The 24,610-nt window shown below is 65.7% G+C and carries 20 protein-coding genes; 11 read left to right on the plus strand and 9 right to left on the minus strand.

All coding sequences use genetic code 11. The annotated features are described in order from the left end of the window. Positions 1-3: 3 nt before the first annotated feature. Entirely contained in the window at positions 4-402 is a 399-nt protein-coding gene (locus tag ACNJX8_RS39040) for a MerR family transcriptional regulator (protein ID WP_128936834.1), read from the minus strand. Positions 403-482: 80 nt separating this feature from the next. Between ACNJX8_RS39040 and ACNJX8_RS39045 the strand changes: the two genes are divergently transcribed. From ACNJX8_RS39045 to ACNJX8_RS39065, 5 genes are all read left to right on the plus strand, one after another. Next, the gene (locus tag ACNJX8_RS39045) at positions 483-1,412 is read left to right on the plus strand and encodes an alpha/beta hydrolase (protein ID WP_128936835.1); all 930 of its coding nucleotides are present in this window, start codon (positions 483-485) and stop codon (positions 1,410-1,412) included. 261 nt (positions 1,413-1,673) lie between these two features. After that, the gene (locus ACNJX8_RS39050) at positions 1,674-5,066 is read left to right on the plus strand and encodes a hypothetical protein (protein ID WP_439358920.1); all 3,393 of its coding nucleotides are present in this window, start codon (positions 1,674-1,676) and stop codon (positions 5,064-5,066) included. 557 nt (positions 5,067-5,623) lie between these two features. Then, entirely contained in the window at positions 5,624-6,541 is a 918-nt protein-coding gene (locus ACNJX8_RS39055) for a sulfite exporter TauE/SafE family protein (protein ID WP_439358921.1), read from the plus strand. Then, positions 6,541-7,308 carry a TIGR02186 family protein gene (locus ACNJX8_RS39060; protein WP_439358923.1) on the plus strand — a complete coding sequence of 256 codons (768 nt, stop codon included), beginning with the start codon at positions 6,541-6,543 and terminating at the stop codon, positions 7,306-7,308. The genes ACNJX8_RS39055 and ACNJX8_RS39060 overlap by 1 nt, the downstream gene beginning before the upstream one ends. A gap of 120 nt (positions 7,309-7,428) precedes the next feature. Then, positions 7,429-8,603 (plus strand): IS3 family transposase gene (locus ACNJX8_RS39065; protein WP_439357590.1). Its coding sequence is split into 2 segments (ribosomal slippage): positions 7,429-7,723 and positions 7,723-8,603, totalling 1,176 coding nucleotides; the frame shifts between segments, so codons are not numbered across the junction. Between the two features lie 75 nt (positions 8,604-8,678). Here the strand turns inward: ACNJX8_RS39065 and ACNJX8_RS39070 are convergent. Both ACNJX8_RS39070 and ACNJX8_RS39075 read right to left on the minus strand, forming a co-directional pair. Continuing rightward, entirely contained in the window at positions 8,679-9,452 is a 774-nt protein-coding gene (locus ACNJX8_RS39070; protein WP_439358925.1) for an MBL fold metallo-hydrolase, read from the minus strand. A gap of 12 nt (positions 9,453-9,464) precedes the next feature. Beyond that, positions 9,465-10,376: a DMT family transporter gene (locus tag ACNJX8_RS39075; protein WP_439358927.1), complete on the minus strand. Its 912-nt coding sequence runs from the start codon at positions 10,374-10,376 to the stop codon at positions 9,465-9,467. A gap of 99 nt (positions 10,377-10,475) precedes the next feature. Here ACNJX8_RS39075 and ACNJX8_RS39080 point away from each other — a divergent pair, with 99 nt between their 5' ends. Next, positions 10,476-11,339, plus strand: coding sequence for a LysR substrate-binding domain-containing protein (locus ACNJX8_RS39080; protein ID WP_128955799.1), 864 nt, complete (start codon positions 10,476-10,478; stop codon positions 11,337-11,339). 114 nt (positions 11,340-11,453) lie between these two features. On the opposite strand, the gene pdeM is transcribed toward ACNJX8_RS39080, so the two are convergent. From pdeM to ACNJX8_RS39100, 4 genes are all read right to left on the minus strand, one after another. Next, on the minus strand, positions 11,454-12,152 hold the full coding sequence (gene pdeM, locus ACNJX8_RS39085) for a ligase-associated DNA damage response endonuclease PdeM (protein WP_439358929.1): 699 nt from the start codon (positions 12,150-12,152) through the stop codon (positions 11,454-11,456). A 119-nt stretch (positions 12,153-12,271) separates the two neighbouring features. Beyond that, positions 12,272-14,857 (minus strand): ligase-associated DNA damage response DEXH box helicase, encoded by a 2,586-nt coding sequence (locus ACNJX8_RS39090; RefSeq protein WP_439358931.1) that lies wholly within the window; start codon positions 14,855-14,857, stop codon positions 12,272-12,274. 170 nt (positions 14,858-15,027) lie between these two features. After that, positions 15,028-16,257, minus strand: a complete 1,230-nt coding sequence (locus ACNJX8_RS39095) for an ABC transporter substrate-binding protein (protein WP_164939716.1) — start codon at positions 16,255-16,257, stop codon at positions 15,028-15,030. A gap of 116 nt (positions 16,258-16,373) precedes the next feature. Continuing rightward, positions 16,374-17,300 carry a methyltransferase domain-containing protein gene (locus tag ACNJX8_RS39100; protein WP_439358932.1) on the minus strand — a complete coding sequence of 309 codons (927 nt, stop codon included), beginning with the start codon at positions 17,298-17,300 and terminating at the stop codon, positions 16,374-16,376. Positions 17,301-17,433: 133 nt separating this feature from the next. On the opposite strand from ACNJX8_RS39100, the gene ACNJX8_RS39105 reads away from it, so the two are divergent. The 5 genes from ACNJX8_RS39105 (at position 17,434) to ACNJX8_RS39125 (ending at position 22,857) form a co-directional block, all read left to right on the plus strand. Further along, complete coding sequence (locus ACNJX8_RS39105) at positions 17,434-18,471, plus strand: ligase-associated DNA damage response exonuclease (RefSeq protein ID WP_439358934.1); 1,038 nt, start codon at positions 17,434-17,436, stop codon at positions 18,469-18,471. After that, positions 18,468-20,129: a cisplatin damage response ATP-dependent DNA ligase gene (locus tag ACNJX8_RS39110; protein WP_439358936.1), complete on the plus strand. Its 1,662-nt coding sequence runs from the start codon at positions 18,468-18,470 to the stop codon at positions 20,127-20,129. The genes ACNJX8_RS39105 and ACNJX8_RS39110 overlap by 4 nt, the downstream gene beginning before the upstream one ends. Before the next feature lie 339 nt (positions 20,130-20,468). Continuing rightward, positions 20,469-20,774, plus strand: a complete 306-nt coding sequence (locus ACNJX8_RS39115; protein ID WP_128936845.1) for a DUF6460 domain-containing protein — start codon at positions 20,469-20,471, stop codon at positions 20,772-20,774. A 21-nt stretch (positions 20,775-20,795) separates the two neighbouring features. After that, complete coding sequence (locus ACNJX8_RS39120) at positions 20,796-21,530, plus strand: MBL fold metallo-hydrolase (RefSeq protein ID WP_439358938.1); 735 nt, start codon at positions 20,796-20,798, stop codon at positions 21,528-21,530. A gap of 1 nt (position 21,531) precedes the next feature. After that, complete coding sequence (locus ACNJX8_RS39125) at positions 21,532-22,857, plus strand: MATE family efflux transporter (protein WP_439358940.1); 1,326 nt, start codon at positions 21,532-21,534, stop codon at positions 22,855-22,857. 100 nt (positions 22,858-22,957) lie between these two features. On the opposite strand, the gene ACNJX8_RS39130 is transcribed toward ACNJX8_RS39125, so the two are convergent. Continuing rightward, positions 22,958-24,055, minus strand: coding sequence for a quinone-dependent dihydroorotate dehydrogenase (locus ACNJX8_RS39130; protein WP_128936848.1), 1,098 nt, complete (start codon positions 24,053-24,055; stop codon positions 22,958-22,960). After that, positions 24,052-24,396 (minus strand): DUF952 domain-containing protein, encoded by a 345-nt coding sequence (locus ACNJX8_RS39135; protein ID WP_439358942.1) that lies wholly within the window; start codon positions 24,394-24,396, stop codon positions 24,052-24,054. Before ACNJX8_RS39135 ends, ACNJX8_RS39130 begins: the two co-directional genes overlap by 4 nt. Positions 24,397-24,610 lie beyond the last annotated feature (214 nt).

Below are 24,610 nucleotides of genomic sequence, written 5' to 3' on the forward strand. Positions count from 1 at the left end.
GGCTCACCGCGTCTGCGGAGGAGCGATCCCGCCGATGCGGGCCTTGAACTCGGGGCACTCGACCAGCGGCGTATGTGTGCAAATCGCAGCGTGCCTGAGGCTATCCCGCATGCGGGTCAGGCGAGAAATTTCCTGATCCAGTTCCTCGGCTCGTTCGGCCATTCGCGCGCGCAACACGGAGTCGCTCGGTGTCGCAACGAGAAACCGTCCGATTTGTGCGAGCGAGAACCCCGCCAGTCTCGCGCAGCTTATGAGCGCCAGCCGGTCCAGCGTCTTGGCGTCATAAGTGCGACGCAAGCCGTTGCGACCGCTCGACTCGATCAAGCCACGCTTTTCGTAGAACCGGAGTGCGGAGGGCGCGAGCCCCGATTGCCGGGCGACATCGGCGATGTCCAACAGCATCACATCCCTCTTGACTTGAACTGTACTTCAAGTGGCACGATCGCCGCCGTCACGTCAATTGAATTTCGGAGATTATCGTCATGACGCTGGATCCGCAGGTCGAAGCGCACCTCAAGCGGCTCGCTGGAACGGGCTTCGCCGATCTACACAAACTGCCCCCGGACCAAGTGCGCGCCGGAATGCGGCGAATGTCCAATGCTCTGGGCAAGCCCGAATCCGTCGCGCAGGTCGAGGATCGCGCGATCCAAACCGTCACAGGCGATTGCCGCATTCGCGTGTATCGCCCGGCCCCCAGCCAGGTCCGTCCAATCATCGTCTTCTTTCATGGCGGAGGCTTCGTGCTTGGCGATCTCGACACCCATGACGGACTCGCACGCGCTTTGGCCAATGCCACGGGCAGCGTCGTGGTTTCGGTCAACTATCCGCTCGCACCCGAAAACAAATATCCAGCCGCGCGCAACGCAGCCTACGCTGCGACCAAATGGATCGCCGACCATGCGGCCGAGATCGGCGGCGACGCCTCGCGGTTGGCGGTCGCGGGCGACAGCGCAGGAGGGAATTTAGCCGCGGTCGTCGCGCTGATGGCGAGGGATGCGGGAGCGCCCAAGATCGCCTTTCAACTGCTGATCTATCCGGATCTCGACTTCCGGCGATCAAACACGTCGATACGGGAGTTTGCCGGGAAATGGGGCAACATCAGCCGCGAAACGCAGGACTGGTTCATGAATCACTATCTCAACAAAGACGAAGAGAAGCTCGACCCTTTGGTGTCGCCTTTGCTTGCGCCAAGTTTGGCAGGCTTGCCTCGGACGTTCATCATCACCGCCGAGTACGATGCCCTCCGCGACGAGGGGGAAGACTATGGCCGGCGGCTCCAGGGCGCTGGCGTCGACGTTGTCGTGCGACGGTACGACGGAATGATCCATGAATTCCTGCGATGGCCGTTCGACGGCAGCAGGCAAGCATTGCGGGACGCTGCCGACGCCTTGGCGACCGCCCTCGGTTCCTGATCTTCGAACTGTCCGAGTGGAGCAAGCTGCCACCCGCTGCGCTCGAAGAGCACAGCGACCGCAGCCTCACACCCCCGGTTTCCCCCGCCCAACTTTAAGACACCCGCGCCGGCGTTCCTTAACTCGTTATTTACCGTAACAGGAAAAAGTCGGTTTTCGAGGCAGACGACCTGCGCCAAATTCGGTTGTGTTTACAACCGGGCACGCGTGGAGAGGCTGGAGGCGCCGGGTGGGGCGCCGGAGTCGGAACCGGACAGAGTCATGAATTCGCGCGTATCGTGGAGTGTTGACGGCATCGATCCCTCCGTCCGGGAGCGGGCCGAGGCTGCTGCGCGCAGAGCCGGCATGTCACTCAACGATTGGCTGAACTCCACGCTCGGCGAGGCAGCGCCACCGAACTTTCGCGCACCGTACGACCAGCGTCCGCACCACATCCCGCAAGGACCGAGCCAGGAAAGCCGCGAAGTCGCCGACATCCACCAGCGGCTCGATGCGATCACCCAGCAGATCGAACGGATTTCAAAGCCCGCCCAGCGCCAGGATACTTCGCGGCAGGACATGTCGCGCGAGCAGGGCGTCGCGCGCCAGCTCAATGATGCGATCTCGCGGCTCGATGCGCGGCTGTCGCAGATCTCGAAGCCGCAGCCGCAGCAGCCTCAGGCCCAGCGGCCGGCACCGTCACCGGTCGAGACGCGCCAGCGCCAGGCCGATGCAGTCGAGCGCGCGGCAGCCCAGGTCTATCGCAATTCGCCGCCCCTGAGCCCCGCGTCGTTCGACGTCGCGGTCGCCGAGATCACGGCGCGGCAGAGCGAGCTCGACGGCTTTACGCCCAGGCAGATGCCGCCACGCGCCGCGCCGTCGATTGCGCCGATGGCGGCGCCACCCGCCGCCGCCTACGCGCCGCCGCCCCCGCAGCCGGGGCCGGATTTCTCGTCGCTCGAGCGCCATCTGCTTAAGATCACGAGCCAGATCGAGTCGCTGCAGCGCCCTGACAATACCGAGCAGGCGATCACCGCCTTCCGCAGCGAGCTTGCCGAGATCCGCCACGCCATCACCGAGGCAATGCCGCGGCGCGCGATCGAATCGATCGAGAACGAGATCCGCTCGCTGCACCGTCGCATCGACGAGACCCGCTCCAACGGCACCGACGGCCAGGTTCTCTCCGGCATCGAGCGCGCGCTGTCCGACATCAAGCAGGTGCTGCGCACGCTCACGCCGGCCGAGCAACTCACCGGCTATGACGAGGCGATCCGCAATCTCGGCGCCAAGCTCGATCTGATCCTGCGCGCCAATGACGATCCCTCGACCGTGCGCCAGCTCGAAGACGCGATCTCGGCGCTGCGCAGCATCGTCTCCAACGTCGCGTCCAACGAAGCGCTCGCGCGTCTGTCCGAAGACGTGCAGCTGCTGTCGTCCAAGGTCGACCAGATCACCCGCGCCTCCGGCCCCAGTGACAGCTTTGCGGTGCTGGAGCAGCGCATCGCGGCGCTCACCGCCGCGCTCGAGACGCGCGAACGGCCGCAGCCGTCCGAGAGCACCGAGCATCTGGAAGCTGCGATCCGCGCGCTATCGGACCGCTTCGACCGCATGCAGGTCGGCAACGACTCGGCCTCGACCTTCGCCCATCTCGAGCAGCGCGTCTCCTATCTGCTGGAGCGGATCGAGGCCGCCTCCGATCCGCGCAGCGGCAATTTGAGCCGCGTCGAGGACGGGCTGCACGACATCCTCAGGCATCTGGAACGGCAGCAGGCGACCTATTCCGCGCTGGCCGAGAGCCGCAATTCGGCGCCGCCTGCCGATTCCGGCATGGTCGATCTCGTCAAGCGCGAGCTCTCCGACATCCGCTTCAGCCAGGCCGAGACCAACCGGCATACGCAGGATTCGCTCGAAGCCGTTCACAACACGCTCGGCCATGTCGTCGACCGCCTCTCCATGATCGAGGGCGATCTGCGCGCGGTGCGCACCGCGCCGCCCGCCCCTGCGCCGCAGATGCCGATGCCCGCTCCGATGGAGCCCGCGCCGATGGCGCGCGAGCCGCGGCCGCCACAGCAGCAGCCGAAATACGATCCGAAGCCGGAGCTTCCGAACCCGGCCGCCGCGCATGCAGCGCAGGCCGCTTTCGTCGCCGCGCCGCGCGAATTCCATGCCGCTGCCCCCGCCGCGCCACCGCCGGTGCCGGCGGCGCCGCAAGTCACATCACCCTTGCCGCCGCGCGCGATCAGCGAAATCCTGGAGCCGCATACCGCGCCTGCACGGGCTGCGCTGGCGCCGGAATTGCCGCCGGATCATCCGCTCGAGCCGGGTACACGGCCGGGTGGACGCGTCGCCACGCCGTCGGAGCGCATTGCCGCCTCCGAGAGCGCGATCAGCGGAATTCCCACTGCTCCGAAAGAGCCGGTGTCGTCGTCGAGCTTCATCGCCGCTGCGCGCCGCGCCGCCCAGGCCGCCGCCGCGCAGCCAGAAAAGACCGGCCGCGCCGCCAAGGCCGGGGCCGATCGCTCTAAGGACAAGGGCAAGGACGGCGGTTCGACCATCACCGCGAAGATCCGCTCGCTGCTGGTCGGCGCGAGCGTGGTCGTGATCGTGCTCGGCACCTTCAAGATGGCGATGAACCTGCTCGATGGCGGCAGCGTGCCGCCAGCGCCGCAGGCCATGGAGAATACGTCGAGCCAGCCCACCCCGCTGGCTCCCCCGCCCCCGGTCGAGAGCAAGCCCGCCACGCCCGAGCAGGTCACGCCGTCGATGACCTCGCCGACGCCGATCGGACGACAATCCCAGAACAATGCCGCGCCGACGCCGGCCGCCAATCCGGGCAGCTCGGCCTCGGTCGAAATCCCGCCCGCGCCTGCCGTGGCCCCGCCACCTGCCTCCAGCGACGTCACCGGCGCGCTGTCGGGCACGAGCCGCGTCAAGCTCGGCCTCATCCAGGTGCCGCCGAGCGAGAAGCTGCCTGATGGCATCGGCGGCCCGGGCCTGCGCACCGCCGCGATGAAGGGCGATGCGACTGCGGCCTACGAGATCGGCGTGCGCTTTGCCGAGGGCAAGGGCGTCGCTACGAACTACGATGAAGCCGCCAAATGGTACGACCGCGCGGCGCAGGCCGGCGTGGTCCCCGCGACCTTCCGCCTCGGCACGCTCTATGAGAAGGGCCTCGGCGTGAAGAAGGACGCCGACATCGCCCGCCGCTACTACACGCAGGCCGCCGAGCGCGGCAACGCCAAGGCCATGCACAATCTGGCGGTGCTCGATGCCGACGGCGGCGGACGCGGCGCCAATTACAAGAGCGCAGCGCAGTGGTTCCGCAAAGCCGCCGATCGCGGCGTCGCCGACAGCCAGTTCAACCTCGGCATCCTCTATGCCCGCGGCATCGGCGTCGAGCAGAACCTCGCCGAATCCTACAAATGGTTCAGCCTGGCGGCAGCCCAGGGCGATGCGGATGCGGCCGGCAAGCGCGACGACGTCGCCAAGCGGCTCGATCCGCAATCGCTCGCCGCCGCCAAGCTCGCGATCCAGACTTTTAGCGCCGAGCCGCAGCCCGACGATGCGGTCAATGTTGCGACGCCCGCCGGCGGCTGGGACAGCGCGCCGCAGGCGAGCGCCAAGCCCGCACCGAAGCAAGTCGCGACCAAGCGCTCGGCCTCGGCGGCGCATTGAGAGCGGACGCACTCTCCTCTTGTCGTCGCCCGGCTTGCCGCCTTCGCTGAAGCTTCGGCGGCCGAGCACCCTTGTGGCCTTGGCGGAGCCGGGACCGGGCGACCCAGTATTCCAGAGACGCCGGTGTGGTGCGGAGAAGCCGCGGCGTACTGGATGCCCCGGTCAAGCCGGGGCATGACAGCGGAGAAGGTGGACCCTCAAGGTTCAGTCGATCGACCACGGGCTCGGTGCACCTCTCCCGCTTGCGGGAGAGATCGGCGCGTGCCGGGCGAGGCGAAGCATCGTCCCGCGCGCCGGGTGAGGGCTTTGTCCTCTTGGGGAGTCCCGCTGCGGAGGCACCCTCTCCCCCGCCCTCCCCCGCACGCGGGGGAGGGAGCGCACCTCCGTTGCGGCGACGATCACGGATATCATCACGCTCTCACCGCAACCATTCACCACGCCCAAAATTCCTGATCCACCCCTGCGGCGAATTCCGCTATTGAGGGGGGCGGCAATCGTTCCGACCTTCCCGCGAGCAATCCGCGTTAGTCGATCCGTCCCGCCCGGCGCGTGGTTCAATGCAGCTCTACCTTCCGATCGCCGATCTTCCGGTCAACGTCTTCCTGGTGCTCGCCATGGGCGCCGCGGTCGGCTTCGTGTCCGGCATGTTCGGGATCGGCGGCGGCTTCCTGATGACGCCGCTACTGATCTTCATCGGCATCACGCCGGCGGTCGCAGTTGCCTCCGTCACGAGCCACATCGCGGCCTCGTCCTTTTCGGGCGCACTGTCCTATTGGCGGCGGCGTGCGATCGATCCGGCGCTGGCGAGCGTCCTGCACTGCGGCGGCGTCACCGGCACGGCGCTGGGGGTGTGGACCTTCACCCAGCTCCGCGCGCTCGGCCAGCTCGACCTGATGATCGCGCTCTCTTACGTTGTGCTGCTCACCACCGTCGGCAGCCTGATGTTCTCCGAAGGCCTGCGCGCCCTGATGCGGACCCGGCGCGGCGCGGTGCCGCCGCGCCGCACCCACAATTGGATCCACGGCCTGCCGCTGAAGATGCGGTTCAAGCGCTCCAAGATCTACCTGTCGGTGATTCCCGTGGTGGTCGTCGGCATCGTGATCGGCTTCATCGGCGCCATCATGGGCATCGGCGGCGGCTTCATCCTGGTGCCGATCATGATCTATCTCTTGCGGGTGCCGACCTCGACGGTGATCGGCACCTCCATGGTCCTCACCCTGGTCACGATGCTGTTCGCGACCATGCTGCATGCGGTGACCAATCACCTCGTCGACGCCGTGCTGGCGCTGATCCTGATGGTCGGCGGCGTCACCGGCGCGCAATTCGGCGCCCGCGCCGGCCAGAAGATCCGCGGCGAGCAGTTGCGGCTGCTGCTGGGCCTGTTGATCCTCTCGGTCGGGGTCCGCTTCGCGATCGAGCTGGTGATCCGGCCCGAGGACCTCTTCACCATCCGCGAGCCGGGAGTGAGCACCTGATGCGCGCGCTGCTCGCCCTCCTTCTCGTCCTGCTGCTCGGCTCGGCCGCGCGCGCCGAGCGGCTGATCGTGTCGGTCTCCAACCACCGCGTCACTGTGACGCCGAATTATTCGGGCGAGGAGCTGGTGCTGTTCGGCTCGGTGGAGAAGGACGCGACGACGCCAGCCGACCGCACCAGTTACGATCTCGTGGTCACCGTGATGGGCCCGCGCGCCGACATGGTGACGCGGCGGAAAGAACGCACCTTCGGCATCTGGATCAACACCGACTACCGGCAATTCCTGCAGGTGCCGAGCTATCTGGCGCTGTTCGCCAACCGTCCCTTCGACGCCATCACCTCGCCCGAGATCGCGCGCCGGCAGCAGATCGGGCTCAACAACGTGCGGCTGACCCAACGGGTCAGCGGCGACTATGCCGACGTGGTGCCGAACGACGCGTTCCGCTCCGCCTTCATCCGCCTTCGCACCCAGCACGGTCTTTATCGCGAGGATGCGAGCGCGGTGACGTTCCTGACGCCGACGCTGTTCCGCACCGGCATTCCACTGCCGGCGGAGGTGCCGATCGGCACCTATGAGGTGGAGATCAAGCTGTTTGCGAACGGCGCGTTCATCGGCAAGACCGAGACCGCGTTCGAAATCGTCAAAGTCGGCTTCGAGCAGTTCGTCGCCACCAGCGCGCGGCAGAACGGGCTGATCTACGGCCTGGCCACTGCGGCGATGGCGCTGATGACGGGATGGATGGCGTCGATCGTGTTCCGGAAGGACTAACGGCATACTCCGTCATTGCGAGCGAAGCGAAGCAATCCAGACTGCCGCCGCGGAAGTATCCTGGATTGAGCCTCCCCTAAATCGGTGGACACCTATAGCTTAGGCAGCGAGAGGTGTCAGATGGCGAAACGGCAGCGACGCTCGTATTCGGACGAGTACAAGCGGCAGGCAGTTGATCTGGTTTTGTCGAGCGGCCGTTCGGCGAAGTCGGTATCGAAGGAGCTCGGGCTGGACGGCTCCGTGCTCAGCCGATGGGTGAAGGAGCGGAGCACGGTAGCAGCCGGCGGCAGCGCCGCGGCGCCCACGTCGCAAGCGGCGGTGCCGTCGGCGGCCCAAGCTGACGTGATCGCCCGGTTGCAGCGGGAAAACGAACAGTTGCGTATGGAGCGCGACATTTTAAAAAAGTCGATCGCGATCTTTGCTGGACCCAGGACATGAAGTTCCGCTTCATCGAAGATCGCCGCGCCGACTATCCGGTTAAGATCATGTGCCGTGTCCTCGGCGTCTCGCCTGCGGGCTACTATGCTTGGCGGTCGCGCCCGGAAAGCCCCCGGGCCGCTGCCAATCGAGAGTTGCTGCAGGACATCAAGCGGGTTCATCGCGACAGTCATGGTCGCTATGGCAGCCCGCGCATTCATGTCGAACTCAAGGCCCAGGGACACCATGCAAGCCGTGGCCGAATCGAGCGGCAGATGCGCTGCCATGGCGTTCGAGCCATCTCGGCCGGGCCGCGACGATGCCGCACCACCGATAGCGGGCATGGCTTCCCGATCGCGCCCAACTTGCTCGGCCGGAACTTCTCGGCCGCCATGCGCAATCAGGTCTGGCTCGCCGACATCACCTATGTCTGGACCGGCCAAGGATGGTTGTACCTGGCCGCCATCATGGATCTGTACAGTCGCCGTATCGTGGGCTGGGCGATGGACGACCATCTGCGCGCCGAATTGCCGCTCGCCGCATTAAGGATGGCGATCAAGGGGCAAAAGCCCGGCGCCGGCCTGATCCATCACTCCGATCGCGGCATCCAATATGCTTCAACCGAGTACCGCCAAGCGCTGCAAGCCGCCGGCGTCCGGCCTTCGATGAGCCGCAGAGCCGACTGCTACGACAACGCCCCGATGGAAAGCTTCTTCCACACGCTCAAGTCCGAACTGATCCATCACCGTCAATATCCGACCCGCGATGAAGCTGAGCGCGACATCTTCGCCTACGTCGAGGGCTTCTACAATCAACACCGCAGACACTCGGCCATCGGCTATATCAGCCCAGTCGAGATGGAGCTAAAATCGGCTTGAACGCTGTCCACTTTTTTGGGGGAAGATCAGGATTGCTTCGTCGCAAGGGCTCCTCGCAATGACGACGTGGCGAAATCACGGCGCCTCGATCACCGTCGGCACGCCCGGCTCCAGCAGGCGTAGCCGCGTCCCGAAGCCGAGCACGTCGAAGGTCTTGCGCAGATCCTCGCTGTTCTGGCGGAGATGCGCCCAGCCTTCGGTGTGCACCGGCACGATCATCGCATCGGGAAAGGCACGCGCAGTCTCGATGGTGTCGTTGGTGTCCATGGTGAGATGAAACGGCCCGCGCGTTTGCGCCGCGCCCGCGAAGGGCAGCACCACCCCGCATTTGAAGCGGCGCGCAACTTCGGCGACGCCGTCGAACCAGGTGGTGTCGCCGCTGATATAGACCGGACGCGTGTCCTTCCGGCTCGACGACACCACGAATCCAATGACATCACCCGACAGCGGCTCGATACCGGCCGGGCCGTGGCGCGCGGGCGTCGCGGTGATCGTCAGCGTATTGCCGTCGTCGTCCCTCAGATGCGCGGCGCTCCAGGGCGCAAGGCCCTCGACATGGCCGCCGAGGCGCTTTGCACCCGCCTCGGTCGTCAGCACGCGCTTGACCTTGAAGAGGTATTCGCGGCCGGAATTGTCGAGATTGTCGGAGTGCTGGTCGTGGCTGAGCAGCACCGCATCGACCGGGCCGATCGCGTCAGGCCTCACCGCAGGTCCGATCGTTTTCTCCAGCTTCACATGCGGCAGTTGATAGGCACCGGGCGCATCGAAGGTCGGGTCGGTGAGCAGGCGAAAGCCGTCGATCTCGATCAGCGCCGTGGGGCCGCCGATCAGGGTGATGGAAACGGGCATGATGAACTCCTGTTACGACACGGGCTTTGCCGGCCGCGTCACCAGATAAATGCCGAGCGCGACTGGAATGATCCCGAGCAAATCGCGGGCCTCGACGTGTTCGCCGAGCACGACGAAGGCGAACAGCATGCCGAGCGGCGGCATTAGGAAATGATAGCTGCTTGCCGCCGTCGCTCCGCACACTTTCAGGAGATGAAACCAGAGCAGGTAGGCGAGGATCGAGCCGCCGAGCACGAGGAAGGCAAAGGCGCCGATCAGGCTCGGGGTGAGCACGATCGCGTGAACGTCGGCGAAGGTGAACGCGACCGGCGCCAGCACGATACCGGCGGCGATATTCTGGATGCCGTTGCCGATCCACAACGAGCCCTTCGGCGCGAGCAGCTTGAACAGGATGGTGCCGGCAACGATCGAGGCCAGCGAAGCCAGCGTGAACAGGATGCCGTGCAGGCTGTCGGTACCCACCGACAGACGGTGCCAGACGATGAAGGTGACACCGATGACGCCGAGCAGCAGGCCCGCCGCCTTGCGCCAGGTCATGCTTTCGCCGAGCAGCAGCGCGGCGAGCGCAGCCGTGAACACCGGATTGGCCGACACGATCAGCCCGCCGAGGCCGGCGGAGACCGATTGCAGGCCGGTATAGCCAAGCCCGAGATAGAGCGCGTTGTTGGCGATACCGAGCACGGCGAAGATCGCGGCGTCGCGCCAGGACAGCGACCAGCCGTCGCCGCGAATCCAGGTCGCGCCCAGGATCAGAATGCCGGCGAGCGAGAAGCGTGCCGCGAGCAGGATCAACGGCGGGCAATAGGTGACGCCGATCTTGCCGGCGACGAAGGCGTAGCTCCAGAGCAGGCAGAACAGGCCGATAGTGAGCGGCAGCGGATTGAAACGGCTGCGGGGGACGGCGATCGATGGGGCGAGCGACATGAGGGCATTCTCCTGGAGCCCTCGATCTAGGAACGGGGCTTGTCATTTGGAAATTAAATGATTAACTTCACTTCAGTGGATTTTTGAATGGAGGCGGCCATGCTCGATCTCGAGCTGCTGCGCAGCTTCGTCTCGGTGGTCGAGGCCGGCGGCTTCACCCGCGCCGGCGAGCGCGTCCACCGCACGCAATCGACCGTGAGCCAGCAGATCAAGCGGCTGGAGGAGGACGTCGGCCAGGTGCTGCTGCACCGCGACGGCAAGGACGTGCGCCCGACCGAAGCCGGCGAGCGGCTGCTGTTCTATGCGCGGCGGCTGCTCTCGCTCGCCGAGGAGGCGCGCGATGTGCTGCGCCAGCCCGACGGCGAAGGCGCGATCAGGCTCGGCATTCCCGAGGATTTTGCCGCGTACCGATTGGCGAAACTGCTTGGTGCGTTCTCGCGCTCGCATCCGCGCCTGCGGCTCGATGTGCGCGCCGACCAGAGCAAGCATCTGGCCCGTGATCTCGAACGCGGCGAACTCGATCTTGCGCTCTATAAGCGCGAGGCCGGCGCGAAGGACGCCATCGCGGTGTGGCCCGAGCGGGTGCACTGGGTGACCAGCAAGAGCCATCCGGTCGACGTCAACGTGTCGTCGGTGCCGCTGATCGGTTTTCCGCTCGGCTGCATCTATCGCGCCGGCGCCATCCACGCGCTGGAAAGCGCGGGCCGCGCCTGGCACACCGCTTACACGTCATCCAGTCTCGCCGGCATCCAGGCCGCGGTCGCCGCCGGCATGGGACTGAGCATCCTATCGGAGATGGCCATCCAGTCCGATCACCGCGTGCTGACCGCCAAGGACGGCTTTGCGCCGATCAACCGCACCGAGGTGGCATTGATGGCCGCACCGGGCGCCAGCCCCGCGACGCTGCGGCTGGCGGATCGGCTCGCCGAGTTTTGCGATGATGTGCAGGCGAAGGCGGCGTGAACTTGCGGGATGCGTAGGGTGGGTTAGCCGAAGGCGTAACCCACCACTGTCTGTCTCAACGGATGCAAAAGAGGTGGGTTACGCTTCGCTAACCCACCCAACGAAGCGCGCCCTTCAATAACACCGCGACGCGGCAATCGCGTGGACGCGGCGGTCGCCGAGCAGATGGGCGACAAAGCCGTTGGTCGGAAAGATTCTCGCGAACGCTTCATCGCGGATGCTGAGGCCGCCGGCATAGGCGCCGAAGGCCGGCATCACGGCGCGCATCCCATCACTGGCGAAGCAGCGGCGCTCCATCGAGCGGCCGCGCGCAGAGACGCGGGCCTTGGGATGCAGATGGCCGGCGATCTCACCGCACGCGCCGGTCGGCTCGTGGCGGAAGGTGATCGGGCCGATCGCGACTTCGTCGGCGACGGTGCCGCCGAGATCGCGCGGCAGCATCGGATCGTGATTGCCTAAGATCCAGATCCAGTCGCGGCCGGCCTGGAGTGCTGCGACGGCATCGCGATCCTCTGCGGAGAGACGCTCATGCGCGGTGCGATCGTGAAAACTGTCGCCGAGCGCGATGACGATACTTGGATTATGGCGGGAGATGACAGCAGCGAGACGGCTGAGCGTCGCCAGCGTATCGTAAGGCGGCAGCAGCACGCCGCGGGTCGCGAAGCTGGAGCCTTTTTCCAGATGCAGATCGGAAACGACGAGCAGGCGCTGCTCTTCCCAGAACAATGCGCCGGAGAGGTCGGCGTGGAGCGAGATGCCGGCGACGTCCAAAGTGCGAGTTGAAGAAATCGAGAGTGCCACTTGCTCCGTCATGGCCGGGCCTGTTCCGGCCATCCACGTTCTTGCTGCGGCAAAAAAGCCGTGGATGCCCGGGTCAAGCCCGGGCATGACGTTGTGGATGGAGTTGCGCCCCGAAAATACATTCTTGCCGTCTACGACATCGCCTCTTTGACCAGCTCATCGGCGGCCTCCGCCAACAGCTCGTCTGCAGCTTCGCCATAAACTGACTCGCGGCCGATTTCCAGCATCACGGGGACGGCGAGCGGGGAGACGTGGTCGAGTTCCCGATGGGTGATGCGGCCCTGGATGCGCATCAGCATGTCGCTGAGGCGGCGCAGGTCGAGCAGGCCGGTGGCGGCATCGGCGCGCGCGGCGCGCAAGAGCACGTGATCGGCCTGGTGCTTGCGCAGGACGTCGTAGACGAGATCGGTCGAGAACAGCACCTGGCGGCGGCTTTTCTCTTCGCCGGTATGCCGCCGCGCGATCAGGCCGGAGATGATTGCGCAATTGCGGAAGGTGCGCTTCATGAGAGCGGACTCGGCGAGCCAGGCTTCGAGATCGTCGCCGAGCATGTCGGGATCGAATAGCGCATCGAGATCGATCCGGCCATCGCGGATCATGAAGGAGAGATCGCCAAGCCCCCAGATCGCCACGGCATATTCGTTGGCGACGAAGCCGAGCGGCCGGGCGCGGGCACGCTCGAGGCGACGCGTCAGCAGCATGCCGAGCGTCTGATGCGCGAGACGGCCCTCGAAGGGATAACAGACGAGATAATGCTTGTTGGCGCGCGGAAAGCTCTCGACCAGGAGCTCGCGCACCGCGGGCACGCGCGAGACATCCTTTTGCAGCGACAGCCAGTCGCGCACCTGCTCCGGCAAGCCGCCCCATGCGCTGAAATCATCGAGCAGCCGGCGCACGCGCTCGGCGAGATAGGTCGAGAGCGGGAATTTGCCGCCCATATAGGATGGCACCTTCGGGTCTTTGTCATGCGCGCGCGAGACATAGACCTGGTCCTCGACCAGGGTCTCGTAGCGTACCACTTCGCCGCTGAACACGAAGGTGTCGCCGGGGCTCAAGCCCTCGATGAAGGCCTCCTCGATCTCGCCAAGCAACCTGCCGCCGCGCGCGATCACCCCTGTCGCTCCGCCTGCTTTTCCTTGGCCGCCGCGCGAGCGCACCAGCCGCACCTTCAGCATGTCGTCCTCGACGATGGTGCCGACATTCATCCGGTAGCTCTGCCGCACTTTTGGGTTGGCGACGCGCCAGCGCCCTTCCTTGTCCTGCTTGATGCGGGCGAAGCGCTCATACGTCTTCAGCGCGTAGCCGCCGGAGGCGACGAAATCGACGACGTCGTCGAAGTCCTGGCGCGACAGGTTTGCGTAGGGCGCGGCGGTGCGCACCTCCTCGTAGAGCTCGTCCGAGAGAAAAGGCTCGCCGCAGGCGCAGCCGAGCACGTGCTGAGCCAGCACATCGAGCGCGCCCGTGCGCAAGGGCGGTGTGTCCTGCGCATTCTCGGCGATGGCATCGATGGCGACGCGGCACTCCAGCACCTCGAAGCGATTGGCCGGCACCAGCACCGCGCGCGAGGCCTCGTCGAGACGGTGATTGGCGCGGCCGATGCGCTGCATCAGGCGCGAGGATCCCTTGGGCGCGCCGATATTGACGACGAGATCGACATCGCCCCAGTCGACGCCGAGGTCGAGCGAGGAGGTGCAGACCACGCCGCGCAGTCTGCCCGCCGACATGGCGTCCTCGACTTTGCGGCGCTGGGCGACGTCGAGTGATCCGTGATGCAGCGCGATGGCGAGGCCATCGTCGTTCATGCTCCAGAGATTCTGGAACAGCATCTCGGCCTGGCTGCGGGTGTTGACGAAGACCAGCGTGGTCTTGTTCGCCTTGATCAGCTCGTAGATTTCAGGGAGCGCGTGGCGCGCGCTGTGGCCGGCCCAGGGCAGGCTTTCGCGGGTGTCGAGCATCTCGACCTCAGGCGGCGCGGCGCCGCCTGCGATGACGATGTCCGCGGCAGCTTCCCTGCCTTCGGGCTGCGGCACCAGGAAGCGCGCGAGCTGCTCCGGTTCGGCCACCGTCGCCGACAAGCCGATGGCGCGCATCTGCGGCGCGAGGCACCACAGCCGCGCCAGCCCGAGCGACAGCAGATCGCCGCGCTTCGAGGTCACCAGCGCATGCAGCTCGTCGAGCACGATGCGCTTGAGCGAGGAGAACAGGAACGGCGCGTCGTCGGAGGACAGCAGCAGCGCAAGCTGCTCGGGCGTGGTCAGCAGGACGTCCGGCGGATAGCGCCGCTGCCGCTGCCGCCGCGACACCGGCGTGTCGCCGGTGCGGGTCTCGACCTTGACCGGCAGCGCCATCTCGGCGATCGGCCGCTCCAGGTTGCGCGCGATGTCGACGGCGAGCGCTTTCAGCGGTGAGATGTAGAGCGTGTGCAGGCCGCCGGTGCGCTGCAGGCTGCGGCCGGTGGAGATGAGGCTTTTCTTCGCGCTAGTCTCCCGCTGAGCTGCCTCAGAAGACAGCTCCACCAGCGTCGGCAGAAATCCTGCCAGCGTCTTGCCGGCGCCGGTCGGCGCGATCAAGAGCGCCGAGCGGTCCTCGCGCGCCTTCTCCAACAGCGCCAATTGATGCGCGCGCGGCGACCAGCCGCGCGCCGCGAACCACGCATTGAAGCGGTCGGGCAGCAGCGCAGGCGTCTCGGCCGGGGATTTGAGGATGCGGGGCGGCACGGCATAAGAGGTAAGCCGTGGCGGTGGGTTCGTCGAGGGGTTGAAGCGGCCGTAGGTTGGGCAAAGCGAAGCGTGCCCACCATCCAAGCCCAGCTGCCTGAGCAGGTGGTGGGCACGGCGCAACAGCGCCTTTGCCCACCCTACGGTCTTCGTGGTCGCGGAGAGAGCCCCTACTCCGACATCGGCTTGTCGGAGATGTCCCAGTCCTTGCCGGTGAACGTCGAGATGAACAGCGTCTTCATCGGCGTGTAGTCCGCGGGCGTGTAGCTGTAGGTGACGCCGTCGAGGAAGTAGGGCGAGTGGAAACCGTTGAGGTTTGATGCCTGCTTCAGCACGTTGGCGCGGGTGAGATCGTCGCCGCAGCGGCGCAGGATCTCGCCCATGGTCACGGCCTGGCCGTAGCCGGCGAAGGCAATGGTGTTATCGGGATCGATCGCCGGCGTATACTTCTTGCGCAGCTCCTCGAACGCCATCACGTCCGGATCCTTCTCCCATTTGGGCAGGCCGACTTCCTTGTTGTAGCGGATGGCGACGATGCCGGTGGCGTTCTCCAGGCCCGCGGCGCTGAGGATGGAGCGGCCGGTCGAGCCCGCCGACAGCAGCTGCAGCGGCTTCCAGCCGAGCTCGGCCACTTTCCGGATCGACTGCGACGATGCCTTGCCGGTGGAGATGTTGTAGAAGACATCCGCGCCCGACTTCGAGAGGTTGATGAGCTGGGAATCGACGGTCGGCTCGGTGAGATCGTAGGTCTGCTCCATGATCACCTGCGCGGTGCCGCCAGCGTCAGTCAGCACCTTCTTGAACGGACCCAGGAAGTCGCGGCCGAAATCGTCGTTCTGGTAGAGGATGCCGATCTTGGCGTTCGGCTTCACGCTGACGACGTGCCGCGCGAGAATGCGCGCCTCGGTCGGATAGAGCGGCAGGCCCGCCATCGTCCATTTGAACTCTTTCGGGTTATTCCACTTCGACGCGCCGGTGTTGAGCAGGAGCTGCGGCACGCCCTTGGAGTTCAGGTATTTGTGCACGGCGGTCTGCGGCGCGGTGCCGAGCGAGCCGTATAGCGCCAGCACCTCCTCCTGCTCGACCAGGCGCCGCGTCGCCTCGACGCATTTCGGCGCGCTGTAGGCGTCGTCCATGGTGAGGAACTTGATCTTGCGCCCGTTGATGCCGCCCTTCTCGTTCAGCATCTGGAAATAGGCTTCGCCGATGCGGCCGAGCACGCCATAGAGCGAGCCGGGGCCGGAATGCGGCACGGTCTGGCCGATCTTGATCTCGGTGTCGCTGGCGCCCGCATCGTATTTCTTCTCCGCGGCCCAGACATATGGCGCGGGCAAGGTGGATGCGGCGATGGTGGCGAGCGCGGCGGCGCTGAAATCGCGCCGCGATGGATTCTTGGTCATTATTGTTTTCTCCCTGGTGCGCGCATTGTGCTGGCATCGCAGCACGGCTCGCAAGTGGGAAGTCGCGGCTTTGCGACGCAATGACGCTCAAATTACAGGTTGGCTAGCGCCTAGACTCAAGTTTTCTCGGCGACGACGACGAGGCCGCGTACCGGCTCGTTGTTCTCGTTGCGCGGCGAGGCCGACTCCAGCGTGAGAAGTTTGAGCCCGGCCTTCGCGATGGCGCCGCGCGCATATTCCGTGGAATGGGCATAGCGCAGGCCTTCGCCGAGCACGATGCCGCTACCTTCATGCGTCTCCAGCGTGAAGGCGAGCACGCCGCCGGCTGCAAGCACGCGCTTTATCTCGGTGAGCACCGGCGCAAGATCGGAGAGATAGACGAAGGCATCCGCGGCGACGACGAGGTTCGCGCTCGCATCACTCTTGCCGCGCAGGCCTTCGATCATGTCGGCGACTTCGAGCTCGGCATAGAGGTTCGTCGCACGCGCCTGCTTGATCATGCCGGGCGACAGATCGATGCCGATGAAATGATCGACCTGATTGGCGAAGGCGGCGGCGGCGAGCCCGGTGCCGCAGCCGAGATCGATGGTGCGCTTGAAGAAGGCGGGCTTCTTGGCGGCGACGCGTGAGGCCAACACTGCCTTGAAGATCAGGCTCGGGGCGCGATAGCCGAGATCGTTGATCAGCGTGTGCTCGAAGCGCGGAGCATATTGGTCAAACAGCGCCTGCACATAGGCCTTCGGCATCTCCGCGATCTCTGCCTCGCCGAGCCGCATCAGATGCAGGCCGGCGCCGTGCTGATCCCCAGGATCGGATCGGCACGCTTCTCGAAACGCCGCGATCGCCTTGTCGCGTTCGCCGAGCTGCTGCCGGATTTCGCCGAGCGTGAACCAGGCCGAGGTGAAATCAGGCGCGAGCTCGATCGCCTGCTCCAGCAGGTCCGCGGCCTCCGGCAGATCGCCCTTGAGCTGGAGGTCGCGCGCGAACTCGAAGCGGCGGTCGGCCATGAGATCGCCGGAGGTCAGGAATAGGCGCAAGGGCATCTTGGAACCAACACTTATCGTGCCGGGTCACCGGCAATCGATCAAAAAAAGCACTGTTTAAGTGGATGGATGCGTGGGTCAAGCCCGCGCATGACGGATGAATATCGGGGCACCGGTCCCTATATGACCTCCCATGCGCCCGCAAGACATCCTGCTGCCAGTTGCTGCCGGCCTGTGCTGCAAGCCCGGCGGCTTCCATATCGACCCTGTGCGCCCGGTCGAGCGGGCCGTGATCACCCACGGCCATTCCGATCATGCCCGCGCGGGCCATGGCGCCGTGCTGGCGACGCAGGAAACGCTGGACATGATGCGGCTGCGCTACGGCGAGAATTTTGCCGGCTCGACCCAGGCGATCCGCTATGGCGAGGAGATCCGGCTCCGCGACGTCACCGTCAAGTTTCACCCGGCTGGCCACGTCTTGGGCTCGGCGCAGATCGCGGTGACCTGCAACGACACCTGCATCGTTGCTTCCGGTGACTACAAGGACGCGCCCGACCCGACCTGCACCGCGTTTGAGCTCGTGCCCTGCGACGTCTTCATCACCGAGGCCACCTTTGGGCTGCCGGTGTTTCGTCACGGCGATGCGGCCGACGAGGTCAAGAAGCTGCTGGCCTCGGTCGCGCTGTTTCCGGAGCGTGCGCATCTCGTCGGCGCCTATTCGCTCGGCAAGGCGCAGCGCGTGATCGCGCTGCTGCGCCAGGCCGGCTACGACGCGCCGATCTACCTCCATGGCGCGATGGAGACGATCACGCATTACTATCAGAGCCGCGGCATCGAACTTGGCGAATTGCGGCCCGTGAAAGGCGTGAAGAAAGCGGCGCTCGCCGGCACCATCACGCTGGCACCGCCGTCGGCGACATCCGATCTCTGGACACGGCGCTTTCCCGATCCCGTCACCGCCTTTGCCTCGGGGTGGATGCGCGTGCGCGCTCGCGCGCGGCAGCGCGGCATCGAACTGCCGCTGGTGATCTCCGACCACGCCGATTGGGATGGCCTCACCGCCACCATCGCCGCGACCGGCGCCGGCGAGATCTGGGTCACCCACGGCCAGGAAGACGCGCTGGTACATTGGTGCCAGAGCAAAGGCCTGAAAGCGCGGCCGCTCGATCTCGTCGGCTATGGCGACGAGGAGGAGAGCGAGACGCCAATTCAAGACGAGGCCGAAGCATGAACCGCTTCGCCGAGCTTCTGGACCGTCTCGCCTACGAGCCCGGCCGCAACAACAAACTGCGGCTGATCACCGGCTATTTCCGCGAAGTCGGCGATCCCGATCGCGGCTATGCACTGGCAGCACTCACCGGCACTCTGAGCTTCAAGCACGCCAAGCCCGCGTTGATCCGCGATTTGATCGCGGCGCGCACGGATGAGGTTCTGTTTGGATTGTCGTACGATTATGTCGGCGATCTCTCGGAGACGGTGGCACTGATGTGGCCGAAGGCGGCGATGACCGCTCACAACAACCCGCCGCCTCCGACCCTGACCGAAGTCGTCACCACACTGCGCACGCTCGGCAAGATCGAGCTGCCGAAGCAGCTCGAGCGCTGGCTGGACGAGCTCGATGAGACCGGCCGCTGGGCGCTGCTGAAGCTCGTCACCGGCGCGCTTCGCATCGGCATCTCCGCGCGTCTCGCCAAGACCGCGGCCGCCGCGCTCGGCGACAAGGACCCGCATGAGATCGAGCTGATCTGGCCCGGCCTTTCGCCGCCGTATCTCGACCTGTTCGCGTGGCTGGAAGGCCGCGGCGAAAAACCGGTCAATCGCGATCCCGCGCCGTTCCGGCCGGTGATGTTGGCGCATGCGATCGAGGACATGGATTTCGCTGCACTCGATCCCGCCGACTACATCGCCGAATGGAAATGGGACGGCATCCGGGTGCAAGCCGTCGCAGGGCGTGATGATCGCGGCCACATCACGGCGCGGCTCTATTCGCGCACCGGTGAAGACATCACGGGAAGTTTTCCGGACCTCGTCCCCTCGCTGCACCTGCCTGGCGCGATCGACGGCGAGCTGCTGATCCTGCGCGAGGGCCGCGTGCAGAGCTTCAACGTGCTGCAGCAGCGACTGAACCGCAAGGTCGTCTCGCCAAAGCTGATCAAGGAATTTCCGATCCACTTGCGCGCCTACGATTTGCTCGGCGACGACGAGAACGATTTGCGCGAGCTGCCGTTCGCGGAGCGGCGCGAGCGGCTGGAGACCTTCATCAGGAAGCTCGACGATCCCCGCATCGATCTGTCGCCCACCGTCCCGTTCGCAAGCTGGGAGGCGCTGACCGCCGCGCGCGCCGATCCTGCCAGTGCCGGCGCCGGCGGGGATGCCGACGCGGTCGAGGGCGTGATGCTGAAGCGGCGCGATGCGCCTTATCTTCCGGGGCGGCCGAAGGGCCAATGGTGGAAGTGGAAGCGCGATCCGCACATCATCGATGCCGTGCTGATGTATGCGCAGCGCGGTCACGGCAAGCGCTCGTCCTATTATTCCGACTACACGTTTGGCGTCTGGACCGAGGGCGATAGCGGCGACGAGTTGGTGCCAGTCGGAAAGGCCTATTTCGGCTTCACCGACGAGGAGCTGTTGCAGATCGACCGCTTCGTCCGCCGCAACACCACGGAAAAATTCGGCCCCGTCCGCCATGTCGTGCACGAGCCGGACAAGGGGCTGGTGCTGGAGGTCGCCTTTGAGGGCCTCCAGCGCTCACCGCGGCACAAATCCGGCGTCGCCATGCGCTTTCCCCGCATTAGCCGCCTGCGCTGGGACAAGCCGCCGCGCGAGGCCGACCGGCTGGAAACGTTGGAGAGGATGTTGAAGGCGGAACCAGCGGAGATTGAGGCGTGAAGTGTGCTGGACTGAGGCTCGCTTAGCGCCCAGGCGGAGGTGCGCCCCCTCTCCCGCCTGCGGGAGAGGGTTGGGGTGAGGGTTTCTCCGCATTGGGATTCCCCAAGAGGATAGAACCCTCACCCGCGCGCGGGACGATGCCTCGCATCGCCCGGGGCGCGACCTCTCCCGCGAGCGGGAGAGGTTGCACCGAGCCCGAGGCCAGCCGCGCGCCACTATCGGAGCTCTGGCGTGCTCACCCGAATTAAAATGCGGTAAGCTGATTGACGCATGGTTGCGGGTTCCCCATGTGCCCCGCCGTGACCTATAATGGGGTTGAATCCGCCCAAGGAGTTTGCGATGGCCCACGACGTCAGAGATTTGCCGGCCGGCCGCGGCGATGGCCTGAACCGCTTTCTCGGCGGCACGCCGCTGGCGGTCGCGTTTCGCCTGGTCCTGCTCTCGATCCTGGTCGGTGTCGTGCTGGCCGCGATCGGCTTCGACCCCTGGAATATCATCCACAGCATTCGCCTGTTGTTCCAGCGTCTCTGGGATCTCGGCTTCGATGCCGTGAACTGGCTGTGGCGCTACTTCCTGCTCGGCGCGGTCATCGTGATTCCGATCTGGCTGCTCTCGCGCGTGTTCGGCGCGCCGCGCGGCAGGTAAGGATTTGGGAGTCCGCAGCCGATGCAATTACGCTTTGTCGGCTGCGGCGACGCCTTCGGCTCAGGCGGCAGGCTCAATACCTGCTTCCACGTCTCGGGGCGTGAAGCCAACTTCCTGATCGATTGCGGCGCATCGGCCCTGCCGGCGCTGAAGCGGCTCGAGATCGACCGCAACGACATCGACCTCATCCTCATCACGCATTTCCACGGTGACCACTTTGCGGGGCTGCCATTCTTCCTGCTCGACGCGCAATTCTCGCGGCGGACGCGGCCGCTGACGATTGCGGGCCCGCAAGGCATCGAAATGCGGCTTCGTGTCGTGATGGAGGCTCTGTTCGAGCACTCCTCAAAAACCAAGCAGCGCTTCGACCTCAATGTCGTGGAGCTCGCGCCTCAGCAAAGCCAAAGTTTTGGCGCGGTGGCGGTGACACCCTACCCGGTCGTGCACGGCGAATCGGGCGGGCCCTTCCTGGCCTATCGCGTCGAGGCCGAGGGCCGCACGCTCGCCTACAGCGCCGATACCGAATGGACGGACACGCTCATTCCGCTGGCGCATGGCGCGGACCTTTTCATTGCGGAAGCCTACATGTACGAGAAGGTGGTCAAGAACCATCTCAGCCTGAAGACCTTGGAACAGCATCTGCCCGCGATCGGCGCCAAGCGGCTCGTGCTCACCCATATGAGCGACGACATGCTGTCGCGCCTGGATGACATCGAGCATCTCGCCGCCGAAGACGGCATGGTGCTCGTGTTCTGACATGCACGCGCCCGTTCATCCCAGGATAGGCTCCCGCCAGGTGTTCGCCATCGCAGGTCCCGCGATGGTCGCGAACCTCACCACACCGCTGATCGGCGTGGTCTCGACCACGGCGATCGGGCGGCTCGACGATGCCGCCCTGCTCGGCGGCGTCGCGATCGCGTCAGTGATCTTCGACTGCCTGTTCTGGCTGTTCGGCTTCCTGCGCATGAGCACGCTCGCCTTCACCGCGCAATCGCTGGGCGCGGGTGACACGCGCGAGCCGACCGCGATCCTGGCGCGCGGCTTCATCGTTGCTGGCCTGATCGGCGCCGCGCTGATCGCACTGCAGCTGCCGCTGGCCGCAGTGCTGTTCGACCTCATGGGCGGCAGCGAGGGTGTGACACGGGCAGCGAAGACCTACTTCAAGATCCGGATCTGGTCGTCGCCGTTCGCGCTCGCCAACTACGTGATCCTCGGCTGGCTGATCGGCCAGGCCCGCGCCAATTCAGCTCTGTTGCTTCAGGTCGTCATCAACCTCGTCAACATGGCGGCGACGATCCTGCTGGTGCTGATCTACGACACAGGCATCGCCGGCGCGGCGATCGCCGCGCTGTTGTCGGAAGCGGTCGGATTCGCGCTCGGCGTGATCGTCTGCCGTCATTATGCCGACAGCGGCTTCGCAGTGCCGTACGGTACTCTGCTCGACCGCGAGAAGCTGTTGCGGATGCTGGCGGTGAATTCCGACATCCTGATCCGCACCGCGGCACTGATCGCCGCGTTCCTGTTCTTCACCGCCAAGGGCGCACAGGCCGGCGACGTGACGCTCGCCGCCAACTCCGTGCTCAACAACTTCCTGCTGGTCAGCGCCTTCTTCCTCGACGGTCTCGCCAACGCAGCCCAGCAACTCTGCGGCCGCACCCTTGGCGCACGCGATCCAAAAGGATTTGCCGATTCGACCCGGCTGGTGCTGCTGTGGGGTCTCGGCTTTGCAGTCGTCGTCGCGGTGCTGTTCGCGCTGTTCGGGCCAGCCCTGATCGTTTTCATGACGGCGAGTGACGACGTCCGGCGTACCGCGCGCGAATTCCTGCCATTCGTCGTGCTCGCACCCATACCCGGCGTCTTCGCCTTCGGTTTCGATGGCATCTATATCGGCGCGACCTGGGCGCGCGAGATGCGAAATTTGATGCTGGCCTCGCTCGCAATCTTCCTCGGCACCTGGTGGGCGCTGCAATCGTTCGGCAATGCCGGACTGTGGAGCGCGCTGATGGCGTCCTACGTCTCGCGCGGCGGCTTGCAGGCCGCGCGCTATCCGGCGCAGTTCAGGGCGACGTTCGCCAAGCGCTAGAAGAATCGTAGCCCGGATGGAGCGAAGCGTAATCCGGGGTCTTCGTGCAGGTGGGCCGATCCCGGATTGCGCTTCGCTCCATCCGGGCTACGCAGCTCGCTCACATCCCCGGCCAGTCTTCCGCGGTGAGCGTCGCAGCATCCGCGCCGACGATCTCGGAGAGTGAATCCCGCCCTGTGCGGAGCAGCGTCGAGGTCAGGTCGCGCTTGATCTCGTCGACGAGACCGAGGCCCTTGTAGACCAGCGACGAATAGAGCTGGATCAGGCTGGCACCGGCGCGAATCTTTGTCAGCGCGGCCCCGCCCGAATCGACGCCGCCGACACCGATCAGCGGGAAGGCGCCCTCGACGCGCACATAGGTCTCCGCGACCATGCGCGTCGACAGGCGGAATAGCGGCCGTCCGGACAGACCGCCCTGCTCCCTGGCGCGCATTTCCTCGCGCAGCGTGCTCGGCCGCGCGATGGTCGTGTTCGACACGATCATGCCGTCGACCCGGCGCGAGCGCGCGACCTGTACGACGTCGTCGAGCTGCGCGAGGCTGAGGTCAGGCGCGATCTTGAGCAGCACTGGCGTGTCGCCGGCCTTCTGCCGCACCCGCTCGCGCGCGTCGATCACCCTGGCGAGGAGATCGTCGAGCAATGCGCCTTCCTGCAAATTGCGCAGGCCCGGCGTGTTCGGCGAGGAGACGTTGATGGTGAAATAGCTCGCGACCGGCGCAAAGGTCTCGATCAGCTTGACGTAGTCGCCGACGCGATCGGGAGAATCCTTGTTGGCGCCGATATTGACGCCGACGATGCCGCCATGCTGCGCGCGCGCAGCTAACCGGCGCAGGGCGAGATCCGCGCCGTCATTGTTGAAGCCCATGCGGTTGATGACGGCTTCGTCGCGCTCCAGACGGAACAGCCGCGGCCGCGGATTGCCGGCCTGGGGTTTCGGCGTCACCGAGCCGATCTCGACGAAGCCAAAGCCGAGCCGCAGCAGCGCATCCGGCACCTCGGCGCTCTTGTCGAAGCCCGCGGCCATGCCGATCGGATTGGGGAAGTTGAGCCCGAAGGCGCGCACCGCGAGCTTGGGATCGTCAGCGCGCGGCTTGACCGGCGGCAAAAAGCGCAGGCCCTGGATCGCGAGGCGATGCGCGTCTTCCGGATCGAGCCAGCGCAGCACCGGTAGCGAAAAGGCGTCGAAAGCGCGGATCACGGCAGCAGCTCCGGAACATCGTGGCTACCGTCGGAGCGGATGTTGAGGTTCATCACCGCGATCACCGCGCCGAGATCGAGCTCGCCATAGAGATGCGGAAACAGCTCGTCATTGCGCGAGCGCTCCCAGCGCAATTCGCTGCCGAGCGCATCGCTGTCGACCTCGACCAGGAACAGCGCGCGCTGCCCGGCATAGTGCTTGCGCAAGGTCTCGGGAACCTGGGCCGCGGTCGAGAAATGGATGAAACCGTCGCGCGCATCGTCCGCGCTGCCGCGGTAGACACCCTGCCGTTCCGCCTCGCGCCAGGCCGAGGCCGGACAGATTTTGTAGATCTTGACCACCGCTTACGCAGCCCTGTTTGCTCTTTGAGTCTTTTGGGTTTTTTCGTCTCTCGCGGGTCCTTAAAACCCGGGCGCGACCGTAAAGGCGGCCCCTGCCGAACTCAAGACCTAGAGCCCTTTCCGTTCCGATGAAATCGGAATGGGGCTCTAGATTCCTGTTTTGACGCGTATTCTTGACGCGAACCGGTACCCACTTCGCTTGAAAACGCTTTCG

This window comes from Bradyrhizobium sp. SPXBL-04 (genome assembly GCF_051853035.1).
Lineage (GTDB): Bacteria > Pseudomonadota > Alphaproteobacteria > Rhizobiales > Xanthobacteraceae > Bradyrhizobium > Bradyrhizobium zhanjiangense.

Coding starts and splice junctions, on each gene's coding strand:
- ACNJX8_RS39105 (WP_439358934.1), top strand. CDS start 17,434: ATGCGCCCGCAAGACATCCTGCTGCCAGTTGCTGCCGGCCTGTGCTGC.
- ACNJX8_RS39045 (WP_128936835.1), top strand. CDS start 483: ATGACGCTGGATCCGCAGGTCGAAGCGCACCTCAAGCGGCTCGCTGGA.
- ACNJX8_RS39075 (WP_439358927.1), bottom strand. CDS start 10,376: ATGTCGCTCGCCCCATCGATCGCCGTCCCCCGCAGCCGTTTCAATCCG.
- ACNJX8_RS39120 (WP_439358938.1), top strand. CDS start 20,796: ATGCAATTACGCTTTGTCGGCTGCGGCGACGCCTTCGGCTCAGGCGGC.
- ACNJX8_RS39070 (WP_439358925.1), bottom strand. CDS start 9,452: ATGCCCGTTTCCATCACCCTGATCGGCGGCCCCACGGCGCTGATCGAG.
- ACNJX8_RS39060 (WP_439358923.1), top strand. CDS start 6,541: ATGCGCGCGCTGCTCGCCCTCCTTCTCGTCCTGCTGCTCGGCTCGGCC.
- ACNJX8_RS39100 (WP_439358932.1), bottom strand. CDS start 17,300: ATGCCCTTGCGCCTATTCCTGACCTCCGGCGATCTCATGGCCGACCGC.
- ACNJX8_RS39110 (WP_439358936.1), top strand. CDS start 18,468: ATGAACCGCTTCGCCGAGCTTCTGGACCGTCTCGCCTACGAGCCCGGC.
- ACNJX8_RS39055 (WP_439358921.1), top strand. CDS start 5,624: ATGCAGCTCTACCTTCCGATCGCCGATCTTCCGGTCAACGTCTTCCTG.
- pdeM (WP_439358929.1), bottom strand. CDS start 12,152: ATGACGGAGCAAGTGGCACTCTCGATTTCTTCAACTCGCACTTTGGAC.
- ACNJX8_RS39040 (WP_128936834.1), bottom strand. CDS start 402: ATGCTGTTGGACATCGCCGATGTCGCCCGGCAATCGGGGCTCGCGCCC.
- ACNJX8_RS39115 (WP_128936845.1), top strand. CDS start 20,469: ATGGCCCACGACGTCAGAGATTTGCCGGCCGGCCGCGGCGATGGCCTG.
- ACNJX8_RS39125 (WP_439358940.1), top strand. CDS start 21,532: ATGCACGCGCCCGTTCATCCCAGGATAGGCTCCCGCCAGGTGTTCGCC.
- ACNJX8_RS39050 (WP_439358920.1), top strand. CDS start 1,674: ATGAATTCGCGCGTATCGTGGAGTGTTGACGGCATCGATCCCTCCGTC.
- ACNJX8_RS39080 (WP_128955799.1), top strand. CDS start 10,476: ATGCTCGATCTCGAGCTGCTGCGCAGCTTCGTCTCGGTGGTCGAGGCC.
- ACNJX8_RS39095 (WP_164939716.1), bottom strand. CDS start 16,257: ATGACCAAGAATCCATCGCGGCGCGATTTCAGCGCCGCCGCGCTCGCC.